Source organism: Mitsuaria sp. BK041 (assembly GCF_014193085.1).
Lineage (GTDB): Bacteria > Pseudomonadota > Gammaproteobacteria > Burkholderiales > Burkholderiaceae_C > Roseateles.
Window position 1 is genome coordinate 77794 of the sequence record NZ_JACHYT010000001.1, and the last position, 15919, is coordinate 93712.

The following is a 15919-nucleotide window of genomic DNA, read 5'->3' on the forward strand; positions in this document are numbered from 1 at the left end:
ACCCGGCCCTGCGCGTCGCGCCGCCCCACACGGCGCCGCCCTACACTCCGCTGCCATGAACGGCCTGCATCTCACCGCCGACCTGGCCCGCTGCGCGCGCGCGGCGCTGCTGACGGACGCCCCCGGCCTGGCCCGCCAGGCTCGCGAGGCGGTGGCGTCGGCCGGACTGACCGTGGTGGGCGAACACTGGCATCGCTTCCCGGCCGCGGCCGACGGCTCGCCGGGCGGCATCACCGGCATGCTGCTGCTGGCCGAGTCGCATGTGGCGCTGCACAGCTGGCCCGAACTGGCCGCGGTGACGCTGGATGTCTACGTCTGCAACTACGGCGGCGACAACTCGGCCAAGGCGCGCGCGCTGATGGCGGCGCTGGTGGCGCTGTTCGAGCCGGCCGAGGCCGACCTGCAGTCGCTCGAACGGGGGCGTCCGGCCCCCCGGACCGAGTGATGACGCGACCGTGGCGTTTTCCCCGCTCGCCCCGGCGGGGGATCGGCGGGGACCGCCGGCTTCACTAGACTCTCGCCCGGGCCAGGACGGCCTGGGAGAAGAGGGATTGATCGAGAACAAGATCGAGCTGGAGCTGTTGCCCAAGGCACCTCCAGCCGCACCGCCGGCGCCGATGCCGCCGGCGCCGCGCGCGCCGGTCCTCAAGCCGGCGGTCGCCGCGCCGTCGGAGCAGGCCGGGCCGATGGCCACCGGCCTGCTCGCGAAGCTGCATGAGCAGCGACTGGAGTTCACCGGCACCGGCAGCGAGTATTTCCGCATCTGGGTCGTCAACGCCCTGCTGACGCTGGCGACGCTGGGCGTCTACTCCGCCTGGGCCAAGCGCCGCAAGGCGAGCTGGTTCGCGCGGCACACGCTGCTGGCCGGCGACGGCTTCGATTTCCACGGCGATCCGCGCCGCATCCTGATCGGCCGCGTGCTGGCGCTGGCGCTGCTGGTCTGCTACGGCCATGCGTTCGAGTGGTCCAAGGGCGCCGGCTTCGCGATGCTGGCGGTGCTCTACGCGTTTGGCCCGATGCTGTTCGCGGGCGCCCAGCGCTTCAAGCTCGGCAACACCAGCTGGCGCGGCGTGCGCTTCGGCTTCCAGGCCAGCGCCGCCACCGTCTACGCCTCCTGCCTGCCGCTGCTGGTGGCGTGGACCGTCGTGTCCGTCGGCGCCGGCATGGGACTGGGGCCCATCGTCATCGGCATCGCCGGCCTGGCGGTGGGGCTGCTCTTTCCGCTGGCGCATGGCTGGCTCAAGCGCTTCCAGCATCGTCATGCCCGCTATGGCGCGCTCGAGTTCGACTTCGAGCTCCCGGTGCGCAAGTTCTACGGCCTGTACCTGACGCTGGTCGGCGTGGGCCTGCTGGGCGGCTTCGTCGCCGGCGTGATCGCCGCGGTGGCGATCGGCGCGCTGAAAGCCGTCTTCGGCGCGCAGGCGTCGCTGGTGGCGATGTTCGCGCCGCTGGCCACGATGGGCGTGCTGTGGGTGATCGGCTGGCCGATCTACATCGCGCGGCTGCAGAAGCTGATCTGGGACAACACCCGGCTGGCCGGCGGCATCGAGTTCGCGTACCAGCTGCCCGCCTTCTCCCTCTTCAAGACGGTGATGGGCCACGGCCTGCTCACGGTGCTGACGCTGGGCCTGTACTGGCCCTTCCTCGCGGTGCGCATCGCCAAGCTGCGCATCGAGGGCATGACCGTGCTGTCCGATGAGCCGCTGGACGTCCTGGTCGTGCGCGCCGCCAGACGGCGCGGCCCCGGCGCGGTCGGGGACGGCGTGGCCGATGCCTTCGGCCTGGACATCGGCTGGTGAGCGGGGAGACATCGCCATGAGATCGCAGAGCTACACCGCCACCGCCCGGTGGTTCGACGGCGTCGAGAACCGCCCGCAGGAAGTGCGCGTGCGCCTGAGCCGCCACCACCTCGAGTTCATGCCCTGGCCGCCTCGCCCGCAGGCCTCGTCCTCGATGCCGCCGTCGGAGGCCGAGCTGGCCGCGTCGCGCCCGTCGCTGCCGGGGCTGCGTCGCTACACCCGCAAGGGCCTGTCGGTCGGCGAATGGTGGCGCGGCAGCCCGACGCCGGTCGGCCTGCCCGACGGCGGCACGCTCTGGGTTCCCGCGGACAACGCGATGGGACGCGCCCTGGGCGGCCAGTCGCTGACGACGCAACTGATCTCGAGTTGGGCGATGTCCCTGTGCTGCCTGGTCGCGCTGATCGCGCTGGTCGCCTGGTTCGACCGCCAGGGCGCGGGCCTGCTGGCGCGCGTGGCGCTGCCGCTGGTGCCCAAGCAGCTCGACATCGCCGTCGGCGACAAGGTCGAGCAGGAGGTGACGGCGCGCTGGCTCAAGCCGTCGACGGTCGCGCCGGCGCGGCAGGCCGCGCTGCGCCAGCGCTTCGAGGAGATCGCCGGGCGGACCTTCCCCGGCCAGGCCCTCAAGCTGCGTTTCGCGCGGCTGGGCAACAGCGGCGGCTTCAATGCCTTCGCGCTGCCCAACGGCACGCTGTTCCTGCTCGACGGGATGACGCAGGACCTGAGCGACGACGAAGTGATGGCCGTGCTCGGTCACGAGGCCGGGCATGTGAAGCATCGCCATGCGATGCGCCACCTGGTGCAGGGCATCGGCCTGGTGGCGGTGGCCGGCGTGGTGATGGGCGATTTCTCCACCGTCGCGGCCAGTTCGATGGCCTCGGTGCAGACGCTGCGCTACGGGCGCAACGCGGAGCGCGAAGCCGATGCCGAGGCGCAGCGCCTGATCCTGCGCGAGCACCTGCCCAACGAGACGCTGGTCGGCGTGTGGCTCAAGCTGCGCGACGCGATGCGGCGCGAGGGCCACACGAGCGAGGGCGTCGAGTGGCTGTCGTCGCACCCGCCGATCAGCGAGCGCCTGGAAAGCGCCCGTCGCGCCGCGCAGAACGCCGACCCGGTGCGCTGAGTCGGCGCGCTGACCCGGGGCCGGCGGCCCGGGACGGCCGGTCCCGGCCGCCGGCGACTCACTTCGCGCTGCCGCCGCTGGCGGCCTCCTGCTGGCCCTTGGCGACGGCGGTCGCGGCGGCCGGCGCCCCCGGCTTGAACTGGCCCATCACGTCGCGCTTGCCGCGCTCGAGGTAGGGCACCGGCTGGTCCATCCAGGCGGGCCGCGGACTGCCCAGCAGGTAATGGTCGAAGAACTCGGCCATGTGCACGGTGAAGTGCTTCATGTTGTCGCGGTCGCGCAGGCCGTGTTTCTCGCCGTTGTAGTTGAACCAGTAGGCCTCCTTGCCCAGGCGGCGCAGCGCGGTGAAGAACTCGATGCCCTGGTACCAGGGCACCGCGTCGTCCTCGTCGTTGTGGATGGTCAGGTAGGGCGTGGTGACCTTGTCGACGCGGAAGATCGGTGAGTTCTCCAGGTACAGGTCGGGCCGCTCCCAGGGCGTGGCGCCGATGCGGCTCTGGCCGTGCTCGTACTGGAAGGCGCGGCTGATGCCCGCGCCCCAGCGGATGCCGCCGTAGCCGCTGATCATGTTGGCCATCGAGGCGCCGGCCTCCGCCGCGCGGAACTCGTGGGTGCGGGTGATCAGGTAGTTGATCTGGTAGGCGCCCCAGCTGTGGCCCTGGATGCCCACCCGCTTCGGATCGACATAGCCCTTGGCGATCTGCTGGCGGACCGCCGGCAGCACCGTGTTCATCGCGCTGCGGCCCGGGTGGCCGGTGGTGTAGACGATGTCCGGGCGCAGCACCAGGTAGCCGTTGGAAACGTAGCGCGTGACGTTGATGTTCTGGCCCGGCGCCGGCGGCACGTAGCGATGGCGGTTGTCGCTCATCTTCTCGTAGATGTAGACCATCATCGGGTACTGCCGCTTCGGGTCGAAGTCGGCCGGCTTGGCCAGCAGCGCGCGCAGCTTCCGGCCGTCGGCCGCGGTGTACTCGATCAGCTCCTGCGTGCCCCAGGCATACCGCGACTGCTGCGGATTGGCCTCGCTGATGCGCTGCGGCCGCTCGAAGCTCAGCGTCGAGGTCCACAGGTCGGGGAATTCGGTGAAGGTCTGCTGCGTGAAGACGAGGCGGTCCGCGTCCTTGGCCTTGATCAGGCCGCCGATCATCTTGTCGTCCTGCAACAGCGTGGTCGGGACGCCGCCGCTGGCATCGACGCGGAAGTAGCCGCTGGCGCGCGTCAGGTCCTGCGTGCCGGCCAGCATCAGCGCATCGGCGGGCAGGGCGCGCTGGTCGGCGTCCTCGGGGTCCAGCGGCACCACGCGCAGCTGGACCTGCCGCTTGCGGCCCCAGCCCTGCGTCAGGTTGCGCGACTGGCCGGTCGCCGGCTGCACGGCCCAGAGGTCGAACTTGTCGTAGAGCACGACGCTGTCGTCCCCGGCGGTCCAGCCCGCGCTGCCGTAGGCGGTTGGCAGGTCGGGCACGTCGCGCTCGTCGTTGTCGAAGCGGGCCTTGATCTTCCCGGTCAGGTCGATCGCCTGCGCGGTGTCGGTGCGCCAGGCCATCCAGCGCGCGGCCGGCGCGTCGAAGCCCAGCAGGTAGCGGCCGGTCGGGGACAGCGTCGGCGCATGGCGCAGCTTGCGCGCGAGCGGCGTGGGCGCGCCGGTGTCCAGGTCGACCGCGTAGGCGTCCACGTACACGCCTTCCCAGGACATCAGCGGGCGATACGGCAGCTCGCTCAGGCCCAGCGCCACGCGGGCGTTCTCGTTGACCTGGATCGTCGGCAGGTCCACGGTGCCGAGCTGCACGAAGCGCGCGGCGTCCACGTCCTGGCCGAGGTGCACGACGGCGCGATAGCTGCGCGTGCGTTCGCGCTCCGCCTTGGCCTTCTGCGCCGACTGCAGCTCCGGATCCTTCCAGTGCCAGAGGTCCACCTTCATCGGCTCGGGCGCGTCCTTGGGCTCGGGCGCGGGCAGCTCGGCGGTGCCGAGGAACAGACGCTGCCCGTCCTTGCTGAAGGCCAGCGGCGCGTGCTCGCTCGGCGTCCAGCCGGAGGGCATGCCGGCGGTCGCGGCGCTGACCAGCACCGTGGCGCGGTCCTGGCCGGCCTGCCAGAGGAAGAGCTTGAACGGCGTCGGATCGGGCTTGTCGGCCTTCCCGTCCTTTGCGTCCTTCGCGCTTTCCTTGGCGCCGTCCTTCCGGTCCTCGGCTTCCCGGGCCTTCTCGGTGGTGCGGGTTTCGGCCACGTGGTCGCGGTTGGTGACGAATGCCAGGCGGCGGCCCGCCTCGTCGAAGCGCAGTTGCTTGTAGCTGCCCGCGCCCGACATCACCGCGCGTGCTCGCGTCGGCGCGCTCGGGTCGATCAGGTAGACGCCTTCGCGGGCGCTGTCGTCGGCCGCGGGTTTCGCCGCCGCGACTGGCGTGGCGGGGGGCACGGCGCCGAGCGCGTCCGACGCTGGCGGAGCGGCGGGCGCCGGCGGATTCGCCGAGGCCGGTGCGGACGGCTCCACGGGCCGGGGCTCCGGCGCGGCGGCAGGCGTCGTCTTCGCCGCGCCGGAGGCGCCGGCGGGGGCTTTCGCATCCTTCACCGAGACCACGTAGGCGAGCAGGGTGCCGCCGTTGTTCCAGGCGAAATCGGCGGCGTCCTTGAAGGTGTTGCGCTGGCCGGTCTGGGCGTCGATCAGCAGCAGATCGTTGCCGGGCAGCTTCTTCGCGGCTGGCGCGCCGCCTTCGGCCGGCGCTTCCTGGTCGAGGGGGACGTCCGCCCTCGTGCGGCCCGTGCCGGCGTCCAGCTCCGCGTCGACCAGGACCTCGCCCGCGGTTTCAGTCTCGCTGTCGGCCCTGGCGGCCGGCGCCTTGGGATCCTTCGCACCGTTCTTCTTCGCGGGTGCTTCCAGCAGCATCGCCAGATGCACGCCGCCGTCCTTGCCCCAGCCGAAGCGCTTCACGCGCTCGACCGTCTCGACCTTGCCGGTCGCCAGGTCCATCCAGGCCGCGCCGGGCTTGGGCGCGTCGTCGCCCTTCTTCTTGTCCTTCTTGGCTTTGTCGATCTCCACGCGCGTCGGCTGCACGGCGAAGGCCACGAAGCGGCCGTCGGCGCTGAACTGCGGCGCGGTGCCACGCGGCGCGCGGTACTCGCGGCCATCGGCGACGCGGCGTACGACCAGCTCGCCATCGGCCTCCTGCGCCACCAGCGCGTAGGCGATCCACTGCCCATCGCGGCTCAGCTGCGTGTGCTGGATGCTGCGCCAGGTGGCGTAGACGTCGTGCGTGATCGGCGGCAAGGCCGAGCTGGGCTGAACAGCGCTTGCGGCCGCGGCGGCGACCGGCGTGGTCGCCTGCGGCGGCGTGGCCGCGTTCAGCGGGGCGAAGGGCAGCAGCGCCAGCGAGAGCGCGGCCAGCGAAGGCGGAAGAAGCCGGGTGGGCATGGTCGAGGACGAGGACATGGGGTCGAGAGGGCAAATGGGGCGGAAGGGGCGAGGGGCGGCATCCGCGTGAGCGCGGGGTGGGCGCTCGATCAGGCGGCGGCGGTCAAGGTCTTCACGAGCCAGGCCTGCAGGGCCTGGATCTCATCCATGCTGACCTCGTGCGCCATCGGGAACTCGTGCCAATCGACCGCATGGCCGAGGCGGCGCAGTTCGGCCAGCGAGGCCTTCGCCCGCGCCGGCAGCACCACGCCGTCGCCGGTGCCGTGCGCCAGGAAGATTGGCGTGGCCGCGTTGGCGGGACTGCGCTGCGCCTCGGTCGTGTCGAGCAGCGGCAGGTAGCCCGACAGGCCGACCAGACCGGCCAGCCGCCGGGGGTAGCGCAGGCCCGTCATCAGCGTCATCGCGCAGCCCTGCGAGAAGCCCATCAGCACCACCCGCTCCGGCGGGATGCCGAACTCGCGCTCCTCGCGGGCGATCAGCTCCTCGATCAGCGCCTGCGACGCGCGCAGGCCGTCGGCATCCTCGCGCTGGCTGAGGTCGCCATGGCGGATGTCGTACCAGGCGCGCATGCGCATGCCGCCGTTGATCGTCACCGGGATCTCCGGCGCGCTCGGCAGCACGACCCGCAAGCCGCCCTGCGCCAGCACCGGCGACAGGTCCAGCGCCTGGACGACGGGCACGAAGTCGTTGCCGTCCGCGCCCAGTCCGTGCAACACCAGCAGGCTGAAACGGGGCGCCTCGCGCGTCTGCAATTCAATGGTTTCGAGCGTCATGGGCGGGAATGCTAGTCCGCGATGCCGTGCCGGCACTGGGTGGAAACGCCCTGTCGCGCGACATCCGCTCCGCATCGCGCCCACCTGCATCCGGTCGCACGCGGGTCGCGGCGGCGCGGGTCGCTGCGTAGCCTGCATTCCATCGCATCCCTCGATGCGCGACTTTCAGGAAAAGGAGCCCCCATGTCCGACAGCGAAGAACTCAATCGCCTGGCCGATCTCCACCAGCGCGGCGTGCTCAGCGACGAGGAGTTCGCCAGGGCCAAGGACCGGGTGCTGAATGCCGGCACCCGCCCGTCCGCATCGACCACCTACGCCTATGCGGCCCCCCAGAGCGGCGCGCCGGCCGTCAACGCGATCAATGCCTTCCGGCGCAGCCGCGACGACCGCTGGATCGGCGGCGTGTGCGGCGGCCTCGCCCGGCTCAGCGGCCTGGCCGCATGGTTCTGGCGCATCGTCTTCTTCGCGCTGACGATGTGTGCCGGCGGCGGGATGCTGCTGTACTTCCTGCTGTGGATCTTCGTGCCGATCGAGGACTGACGCTTCGGCCGCTCAGCGGCGGCCCTTGAGCAGGTACGCGGAGGCGAGCCAGCGGCGCTCGACCTCCGCGTCGGCCATCCGGGCCTCCAGATGTCGCCAGGGGCAGTCCAGCCCGTCCATGCGCAGGATCGAGTGCATCGCCGCGCCGAGCACGAAGCAGTTGCTCATCGGCATCCACGGCGGCGCCCAGGCCAGCCCGGCCGCAACGATGCGCGCACCCGGCTTCAGCACGGCCAGCGCGCGGTCGACGGCTTCGATGCTCTGCAGCACGTCGTGCGTGAAGAAGAACAGGGCCGCGTCGGCGCGGCGGGCGCCAAGCGCGGACGCATACGGTGCCTCCTCGGCCGTGGTCGGGAGGTAGTCGACCGGGGTTTCGAGGTGATCGGTGAGCGCGCGCTGGCGGGCCTGCCGCATCATCGTCTCGCAGGGTTCCACGGCGACGATCCGCCCCGTCGGTCCGACCGCCTGGCTGAGCCCGGGCAGGCTCAGGCCCGTGCCGGCGCCGATGTCGAGCACCGTCTGCCCCGGCGCCAGATCCAGCGCCGCGATCGCCTCGCGCCGCAGCGGGGCCACCGGCATCAGCTCGTAGTCGTAGATCGGCGCGCGGTGCGCGTAGAGCGCGTTCAGGGCCTGCAGCGCCGGCCGGGTGTCGGGCGTGTTCATGAGCTCCCTTTTTTTCGCGGGCCAGCTTCGCGTGGCGCCTCGCGCGGTGTCAAGCAAGAAAAACGGTGCGTCACGGAACCGTCACCCGCCGCCGAAAGAATCGCGGCCCATGTGCGTCGAACTCACCACAGGTACGCGGCTTGCCCGGCGTGCCGCCCGCGTCCTCCCGCCTCTTTGTGCGGCCCTGCTCGTCATGGCCACGATGCCGACGGCCCGAGCCGAACCCGCCGCCCGGGACACCCCCGCGCCGGTGGCCACGGCGACCGAGGTGGCCGATCTCAAGTTCTCCCAGTTCTTCAAGTCGCCGATCGGCCCCGCGGGCCTGGAACTGTCGGACGCGCTGCGCGCCGCCGACGGCCGTCCGGTGCGCCTGGTCGGCTACATGGTCGCGCAGGAACAGGCCCGGCCGGGCCGCTTCTGGCTGACGCCGCGGCCGGTGCGCATGAGCGAGCACGCCGACGGCGAGGCCGATGACCTGCCCGCCGCGACGGTGACCGTGCTGCTTGATCCGTCGCAGCAGGGTCGCCTCGTCGCCCATCGCGACGGGCTGGTGTCGCTGACCGGCACGCTGTCGGTGGGTCGCGTCGAGGACGAGACCGGCCGCGTGTCCTGGATCCGCCTGCGCCTGCCGCCCGGAGCGTTGGAGGCCGAGGCCGCCTCGGCCACGCGGCCCGATGGCGCGGGCCATCGCCACTGAGCGCGCCCGCGCACGCCCGGCGTCCCCGCAGCCCCTCCGCCCCTCCGCCCCTCTACCGATTCCTTCGATTCGAGCCCCGATGATGAAACACCTGCCTTCCTTGCTCGCCGGCGCTTGCGCGCTCCTGGCGCTGAGCGCCGCCCACGCGGCTCCCACCGTGACGCGCCTCACGCCGCCCAGCGAGTTGTTCTCCAGCGGCCGTCCCGAGCCGGTCATCGCGCGTTTCCTGCCCGGCCAACGTTTCGACCTGCAGGCCACGATCAAGCCCGATGCGGGGCAGCGCATCACCGCCGCGCGCTTCCTGATCGACGGCAAGCCGGTCGATGCGACCGTCGCGCTGCGCGACTGCTCGGCCGGCTGCGTCAAGGGCGTGGCGGCGGAGACCGCGATCGCGACGGTGCGCGCGGTCAGCCTGCAGAAGGCCGGCCGTCACACCTTCAGCGTCGAGGCGACCCAGGCCGACGGCCAGACGGTCAGCGCCACCGGCAACCTCGACGTGGTGTCCTTCACCACGGCCATGGGGCCCAAGGTCAAGAACCTCATCATCCTGGTGGGAGACGGCATGGGCGCGGCGCAGCGCACGGCCGCGCGCATCGTCAAGGGCGGCTACGCCCAGGGCAAGGTGATCCAGCCGCTGGCGATGGACACCTTCCCGGCGACCGGGATGGTCAAGACGGCCTCGCTGAACTCGGTGGTGACCGACTCGGCGCCCGGCATGACGGCCTACGTCTCCGGTAACAAGAACAACAACAATGAAGAAGGGGTGTTCCCGGACGACACGGTCGATGCCTTCGACAACCCGCGCATCGAATACCTGTCCGAATACCTGCACCGCACGCAGGGCAAGGCGCTGGGCGTCGTCACCACCGCCGACGTCTTCGACGCGACACCGGCCGGCAACGCGGTGCACACCAGCAATCGCGGCGCAGGCACCGGCATCGTCGACCAGTTCTTCGACGACCGCGCGCGCACCGGCCTGACGGTGCTGCTGGGTGGCGGTCGCAAGTGGTTCCTGCCCGCCGGCACGGCCGGCTCCGAGCGCGCCGAGGCGAGCGACTACGCCTTCTCCGCGAGCGATCCGCACACCGCGGAGATCGTGAAGCGCTGGGGCGCGGCGCCGGGCGCGAAGGACAAGGGCCGCGACCTGATCCGTGAGTTCCAGGACGCGGGCTACCGCTATGCGCCGACGCGGACGGCGCTGGACGCCGCTGTCGCCGGCGCGGGCGCTGACAAGCTGCTAGGCCTGTTCGCTTTCTCCAACATGAATGTGGCGCTGGACAAGATCGATGGCCGCCGTGGTGCGAAGAAGGGCCTGGCCGGTGGCAGCGTCGTGGACGACTACGGCTTCCCCGACCAGCCGATGCTCGACGAGATGGCCCGGGCCGCGCTCGCGACGCTGCGCAAGCAGCCCCAGGGCTTCGTGCTGATGATCGAGGGCGCTTCGATCGACAAGCAGGCGCACAACATGGACAGCGAGCGCTGGATGCTCGACACCATCGAGTTCGACCGTGCGGTGCAGGTGGCGCAGGACTTCGCGCGGGAGCAGGGCGACACGCTGGTGATCGTCACCGCCGACCACGAGTGCTCGGGCGCGGCGCTGATCGGGGGCTCGATGCTGACCGACCAGGCGCTGCTGGACGCGGCGACGAAGAAGGGCGCGGCCAACCTGCGCGACAAGGTGGTCGGCGTCTACGAGAAGGCGGGCTTCCCGCGTTATCGCATCGCCGCCGACGGCTATCCGGAAGCGACCGACATCGACTACCGCCTGCTGGTGGGTTATGGCGCGAACGCGGACCGCTACGAGGACTGGCGCACCAACCAGACGCCGCTGCGCGATGGGCAGCAGCCGCTGGCCAAGTCGGAGCCGCTGAAGTGGTACCCGGCCAATGCGGCCGAGCGCGACGACGCGCAGGGCGAATTCCTGGTCACCGGCCAGGTGCCCGGCGAGCAGGCGGTGCACACGGCGACGGACATCCCGCTGTCGGCCTTCGGCCCCGGCGCGCTGGCCTTCACCGGCGTCATCGACAACACCGATGTGTTCTTCAAGCTGGCGCAGGCGGCGGTCAAGGGCACGACGGCGCCCGCCGACGCCTCGGGCGCGAAGCGGCCGGCGAAGTCGCCGCGACGGTGAGCGCCGCGACGGCGCGGTAGCGACTGCGGGCGACCCGTCGACCCATCGACACGGCGACCGGCAACCCGCAACCCGCAACCCGCAACCCGCAACCCGCGATTCTCGGCTGGCGGCTGGCGGCTGGCGACTGGCGACTGGCGACTGGCGACTGGCGACGCTAAGCCAATATCGCCGACAGCCGCGCGACGGCCTCCTCGATCACCTCCGGCGGCGCTCGCTCGATGCGACGGGCCTGTCGCGCTTCCAGGTCCATCATCCGGATCTTGTTGATCAGCACCGCACCCTGGGTCTTGCAGCCCGTGCCCGTCAGCATCACCGCGAAGCCGGCATGGCGGGCGAAGTCGCCGCCTTGCGTGATGGGCGCCACCAGCACGTCGCCGAGCCGGTTGAAGGCCTGCGGCGTCAGCACCAGCGCCGGGCGCGCCCCCCGCTGCTCTCGGCCGAGCGTGGGATCGAAGGGCACGGCGACGATGTCGCCGCGATCGAAGGCCTTCCTCACCACGCCTCACCTCCCTCGGGCTTGAGCGCGTCCCAGGCGGCCATGTCGGCCGGGGGCGGGGCCGACAGGTCGCAGGCGGCGATCATCTCGTCGAGCGTGTATTTGCGCCTGGGCGTCAGGACGAGCCGGCGGTCCGCCGTCGTCTCCAGCGTCAACGCGTGGCCGGCGGCCAGGCCCAGGTCCCGCAGCACGGGCGGCGGGAGAATCAACGCGGTACTGTTCCCCATTTTCTTCAACACCACTTCCATGACCGTTCCTTCCCGCGGCAGACAGGTCCGCATTCTAGGCAGGCTGGCGGTCTCAAGTAAAACAAAGTTGTACGATCATTGCCTGGTCGGAAAGACCGCCGTAAGCGGTCGACTGACGGGCCTTGCGGCGGCATGCATCGAACGAGCAACCATCGTCCACGAGTCGGCCTCGATCGGAAATCGCCAAGAAGGGCGCCGCCCATCGGGGGAATCGGCGGGCCGTTTGGGGGGCGATGGTGGGGGTTGAAAGCCAGGCGTCAGGCTCGGACCGAGGGCTCGGCCCGATCCCCCTGGGGGACCATCGCCTCCGCTGCCCGCACCAGGCACATCGCCGACGCGCCGGCGGCAAGGCCGGCGCGCCACTGCCGGTCCTCCAGGACGCCACCGATGCCGACCACCGGCACGCCAGCCATCCGCGACCACCAGCGCAGTTGCGCCAGCCCCTGCGGGAGCCAGGGCATGTCCTTGGTCGTCGTCGGCCAGAGCGGACCGCAGGCGATGTAGTCGGGCGCGAGGCCGCGGGCCCGGCACAACTCCCACAGGCTGTGGCTCGACAGGCCCAGCTGCACGCCGTGCCGTGCGCGGCGCTGCCACAACGCCTCGCGATCCTCGCCCGCCAGGCCGGCCCAGTCCTCCTGACCCAGATGCAGCGCCCGTGCGCCCTCGTCGAGCGCCAGCCGCCAGTGGTCGTTGATCCACAGCGTGCTGGAGCGGCCGGCCATGTCCCGCACCGCCTCGCGGATCGCCGCGCGCAGCCGGTCCTCATCGACACCGGCACCGCGCTTGATGCGCAGCTGCACATGCTCGAAGCGACCGCTGAGCGCCATCGCGGCGACACGCTCCGGGCGGTCGGTGATCGCGTAGAGACCGCCGGCAAAGGTCGGCGGCCGGCGCGAGGCCGGCCACAGGACTTCGCGCCAGCGCGTCAACGTCGCCCGGTCGGGCGCGGTGTCGTCGCCGAAGCCCATCACCGGCATCGCGCGCGGGTCGTCGACGAAGCGGCGGTCCGGTCGCAGCGGTCCCGGGCCCGCGCCGGCCGCATGGCCGTCGCGCAGCGCCGACCAGGTCAGCATCTTCGCGAGGATCACCGCGTCTGGCACCGCGAAGCCGCGCGCCAGCGCCGCCGCCGCCGCGGCCGCGAAGGTGCAGCCGCTGCCGTGGTGATGCGCCGACGCGCCATCGCGACCGGACAGCCGCGGCAGCGCGATCCAGCCCGTCGCCAGCGGGCTGTCGAGCCAGTCCAGCGACAGCCCATCGGCCAGCGCCGCGTCGTCGCCGCCGGTGACCACCACGGCCTGCGCGCCCAGGCCGCGCAGCATCGCGGCGAGTTCCGGCACCGGCAGTTGCCCGTGCGCGACGCCCAGCAGCCGTTCCGCCTCGCGCCGGTTCGGCGTCAGCAGGGCCGCGGCCGGTACGAGCTGATGGCGATAGGCGCCCAGCAGCGCCTCGTCGCAGAAGGCAGCGCCGCCCGCACTCGCGCCCAGTACCGGATCAACCACCAGCAGCGCGTCGCCGCTTTGCGCCAGCAAGGCATCGACGGTCGCCGCGCTCGCGAGCAGCCCGGTCTTGATCACGCGCGGCGGCAGGTCCTGCCGCAGCGCGCTCAGCTGCGCGCGCACCTGGTTCGGCGGCAGCGGGAAGACCGCGTTCACGCCGAGCGAGTGCTGCGCCGTCACCGCGGCCACCACCGGACACAGATGCACACCCATCGCCGCGGCGGCGCGCGTGTCGGCGCTCAGACCCGCGCCGCCGCCGCTGTCGGTGCCGGCGACGCTCCAGATCACCGGGGGCGACGGGTCTTCGGTCCACGGCGTCAGCGCTGCGAGGTCGGGATCGACCGCCTCGGCCCACGGCGAAGGCAGGCTCGGATGCGGCACCAGAGGCGAAGGCAGTGCGCTGCCTGACGGCGATGCCCGGCGGTTCTCGCGTTCGCTCATGCGTCCCCCAGCAGGAAGGCGTGGCCGCTGACCGGCGTGCTCGCGACGGCGAACGACTGCGCCGCCATCAGGCCGGCGCGCCAGGCTCGCCGTCCCGCGCCCACCGCGTCGCGGAACGCGCCCGCCATCGCGACGGGGTCGCCGGCCTGCGCCACCGCGCTGTTCAGCAGCACCGCGTCGAAGCCCAGTTCCATTGCCCGCGCCGCCTGCGACGGCGCGCCCAGTCCGGCGTCGATGACCAGCACCGTGTCGGGCAGGCGCTCGCGCAGCGTGCACAGGCCGTGCAGGTTCAGCAGTCCCTGGCCGGAGCCGATCGGCGCGCCCCAGGGCATCAGCAGCGGGCAACCGGCGTCGAGCAGCCGGCGGCCCAGGATCAGGTCCTCGGTGCAGTACGGGAAGACGACGAAGCCCTCTCGCGTCAGCTCGGTCGCGGCGGCGACGAGCTCGAAGGGATCGGGCTGCAGCGTGTGCTCGTCGCCGATCACCTCCAGCTTGATCCACGCCGTGCCGTAGAGCTCGCGCGCCATGTGGGCGAGCTGCACCGCCTCGCGCGCGCTGCGGCAGCCCGCCGTGTTGGGCAGCAGCCGCGCGCCCTGTTCGCGCCCGGCGGCCAGCGCCTGCGCGAGCGCGCCGTTGTCGCCCGCCTGCAGCGTGCGCTTCAGGCCGACCGTCAGCACCTGCGACGAGGACGCGCGGATCGCCTCGCACAGCACCGCCGGGCTCGGATAGCCGGCCGTGCCCAGGAAGAAGCGGCTGTCGAGCGCGACACCGTCGATCAGCAGCGGATCGGATCTGTTCGTCATGTTCGTCATCTCAGCCTCCGACGATCGGTTGGAAGAACAGGACGACGTCGCCGTCGCTGAGGGCCGTCGCGGGACGCGCGTCGCGCGGCACGAAGCGGCCATTGAGCGCCGTTGCGACTGCGGCGGGCTCGCGCCGTTCGAGTTCCAGCAGTTGCGCGAGCGTGGCGCCGGCGGGCAGCGCCACGGCGCGGTCGTCGAGCCGCACGGTGATCGAGGGCAGGGCGGTCATGGGAAAGTCTCCAGGGAATCGGTGGCTGGAACGCGCTCGCCGATGAGCGCGCCGAGCGTGGCCAGGCCGGCCTCGCCGAGCAGCCGCTCGACCAGCGCGGGCGCCAGCAGCCAGCCGTGGCGGTACAGGCCGTTGAGCCGCAGCAGGCCGGGCTCGTGATGGGTGAAGGGCAGGTTGTCGGGGAGGGCCGGGCGCAGATGGCGATCCAGCCGCACGATGCGCGCCTCGGACAGCGCCGGCAGCACGCTCTGCGCCGCGGCCATCAGTTCGACGGCGGAGCGCAGCGACATGGGGCTGCGGTCCTCGCTCTCGATCTCGCTGGCGCCGACGACGAGCTCCTCGCCGGAGCGGGGGACCAGATAGACGCGATGGCGCGGATGCAGCAGCCGCGCGGGATGCCTCAGGCCATGGCCCGGCAGCGACAGCGTGACGATCTCGCCCCGCACGCCGCGCAGCGGCAAGGGCGGCCGCGCGCCTAGACCGCGCGCATCGATCGCCCAATCGCCGCGCCAATGCCCGCCATCGGCGAAATGGAACTCGCCCGGCAGCACCTGGTCGACGGGCCGCGCCCAGTGCCAGCGCGCCTGGGCTGCGCCCGCCTGCAACGCGGTCATCGCGGCGGGCGGCGAGATCAGGCCCTCGCGCGGCAGCAGCCAGCCGCGCAGGCCTGGCGCGAGCATCGGCTCCCGCGCCCGCAGCGCCTCGGCATCGAGGGGCTCCGCGCCCGGCATGCGCATCAGCGCGCGCTGCGCGGCGCCCAGATCCGCGCGATGCGCCAGCAACAGGCTGCCGTTGGCCTGCAGCGGCACGGGCAGCGGCAGCGCCGCCACGATGCCGGGCCACAGCGCCAGCGAACGCCATCCCAGCGCGGCGATCGCGGCGCCGCCCTGCTGCTGCTCGGCGAGCGGGCTCAGCATGCCGGCCGCGCTGAACGCGGCGGCCCCCTGCGCGTCGAAGGCGGGCGCCGGACCGGGCGACGCGTCGAAGACCTCGACGCGATGCCCGGCGCGCGCGAGCGCCCACGCGAGCAGCCGCCCGGCGAGCCCCGCCCCGGCGATGGCGATCGCGGCCATC

At 72.3% G+C, this 15919-nt stretch carries 15 protein-coding genes; 6 read left to right on the plus strand and 9 right to left on the minus strand.

Annotated elements, in window-relative coordinates; all coding sequences use genetic code 11:
* Positions 1–55 precede the first annotated feature (55 nt).
* The 3 genes from FHT38_RS00340 (at position 56) to FHT38_RS00350 (ending at position 2919) form a co-directional block, all read left to right on the plus strand.
* Positions 56–445, plus strand: coding sequence for an S-adenosylmethionine decarboxylase family protein (locus FHT38_RS00340; RefSeq protein WP_183488735.1), 390 nt, complete (start codon positions 56–58; stop codon positions 443–445).
* Between the two features lie 106 nt (positions 446–551).
* Entirely contained in the window at positions 552–1799 is a 1248-nt protein-coding gene (locus tag FHT38_RS00345) for a YjgN family protein (protein ID WP_183488738.1), read from the plus strand.
* Positions 1800–1815: 16 nt separating this feature from the next.
* Positions 1816–2919, plus strand: a complete 1104-nt coding sequence (locus FHT38_RS00350; protein WP_183488741.1) for a M48 family metallopeptidase — start codon at positions 1816–1818, stop codon at positions 2917–2919.
* Between the two features lie 58 nt (positions 2920–2977).
* Here the strand turns inward: FHT38_RS00350 and FHT38_RS00355 are convergent, their stop codons facing one another.
* On the minus strand, positions 2978–6325 hold the full coding sequence (locus tag FHT38_RS00355) for a prolyl oligopeptidase family serine peptidase (RefSeq protein WP_183495064.1): 3348 nt from the start codon (positions 6323–6325) through the stop codon (positions 2978–2980).
* An 89-nt stretch (positions 6326–6414) separates the two neighbouring features.
* Positions 6415–7098: an alpha/beta hydrolase gene (locus FHT38_RS00360; protein ID WP_183484369.1), complete on the minus strand. Its 684-nt coding sequence runs from the start codon at positions 7096–7098 to the stop codon at positions 6415–6417.
* A 183-nt stretch (positions 7099–7281) separates the two neighbouring features.
* Here FHT38_RS00360 and FHT38_RS00365 point away from each other — a divergent pair, with 183 nt between their 5' ends.
* Positions 7282–7638, plus strand: a complete 357-nt coding sequence (locus tag FHT38_RS00365) for a PspC domain-containing protein (RefSeq protein ID WP_183488747.1) — start codon at positions 7282–7284, stop codon at positions 7636–7638.
* A 12-nt stretch (positions 7639–7650) separates the two neighbouring features.
* On the opposite strand, the gene FHT38_RS00370 is transcribed toward FHT38_RS00365, so the two are convergent.
* On the minus strand, positions 7651–8301 hold the full coding sequence (locus FHT38_RS00370; RefSeq protein WP_183488750.1) for a methyltransferase domain-containing protein: 651 nt from the start codon (positions 8299–8301) through the stop codon (positions 7651–7653).
* 202 nt (positions 8302–8503) lie between these two features.
* Between FHT38_RS00370 and FHT38_RS00375 the strand changes: the two genes are divergently transcribed.
* Both FHT38_RS00375 and FHT38_RS00380 read left to right on the plus strand, forming a co-directional pair.
* The gene (locus tag FHT38_RS00375; protein WP_183488753.1) at positions 8504–8998 is read left to right on the plus strand and encodes a hypothetical protein; all 495 of its coding nucleotides are present in this window, start codon (positions 8504–8506) and stop codon (positions 8996–8998) included.
* Positions 8999–9080: 82 nt separating this feature from the next.
* Entirely contained in the window at positions 9081–11129 is a 2049-nt protein-coding gene (locus tag FHT38_RS00380; protein WP_221213718.1) for an alkaline phosphatase, read from the plus strand.
* Positions 11130–11286: 157 nt separating this feature from the next.
* Here FHT38_RS00380 and FHT38_RS00385 read toward each other — a convergent pair whose 3' ends face one another.
* The 6 genes from FHT38_RS00385 to FHT38_RS00410 form a co-directional block, all read right to left on the minus strand.
* Positions 11287–11631 carry a type II toxin-antitoxin system ChpB family toxin gene (locus tag FHT38_RS00385; RefSeq protein ID WP_091719961.1) on the minus strand — a complete coding sequence of 115 codons (345 nt, stop codon included), beginning with the start codon at positions 11629–11631 and terminating at the stop codon, positions 11287–11289.
* Positions 11625–11876, minus strand: a complete 252-nt coding sequence (locus tag FHT38_RS00390; RefSeq protein WP_183488759.1) for an AbrB/MazE/SpoVT family DNA-binding domain-containing protein — start codon at positions 11874–11876, stop codon at positions 11625–11627. Before FHT38_RS00390 ends, FHT38_RS00385 begins: the two co-directional genes overlap by 7 nt.
* A 257-nt stretch (positions 11877–12133) precedes the next feature.
* Positions 12134–13813, minus strand: a complete 1680-nt coding sequence (locus tag FHT38_RS00395; RefSeq protein WP_183488762.1) for a bifunctional hydroxymethylpyrimidine kinase/phosphomethylpyrimidine kinase — start codon at positions 13811–13813, stop codon at positions 12134–12136.
* Complete coding sequence (locus FHT38_RS00400) at positions 13810–14616, minus strand: thiazole synthase (protein WP_183488765.1); 807 nt, start codon at positions 14614–14616, stop codon at positions 13810–13812. The genes FHT38_RS00395 and FHT38_RS00400 overlap by 4 nt, the downstream gene beginning before the upstream one ends.
* A gap of 10 nt (positions 14617–14626) precedes the next feature.
* Complete coding sequence (gene thiS, locus FHT38_RS00405; RefSeq protein ID WP_091719973.1) at positions 14627–14845, minus strand: sulfur carrier protein ThiS; 219 nt, start codon at positions 14843–14845, stop codon at positions 14627–14629.
* Positions 14842–15918: an FAD-dependent oxidoreductase gene (locus FHT38_RS00410; protein ID WP_183488768.1), complete on the minus strand. Its 1077-nt coding sequence runs from the start codon at positions 15916–15918 to the stop codon at positions 14842–14844. Before FHT38_RS00410 ends, thiS begins: the two co-directional genes overlap by 4 nt.
* Position 15919 lies beyond the last annotated feature (1 nt).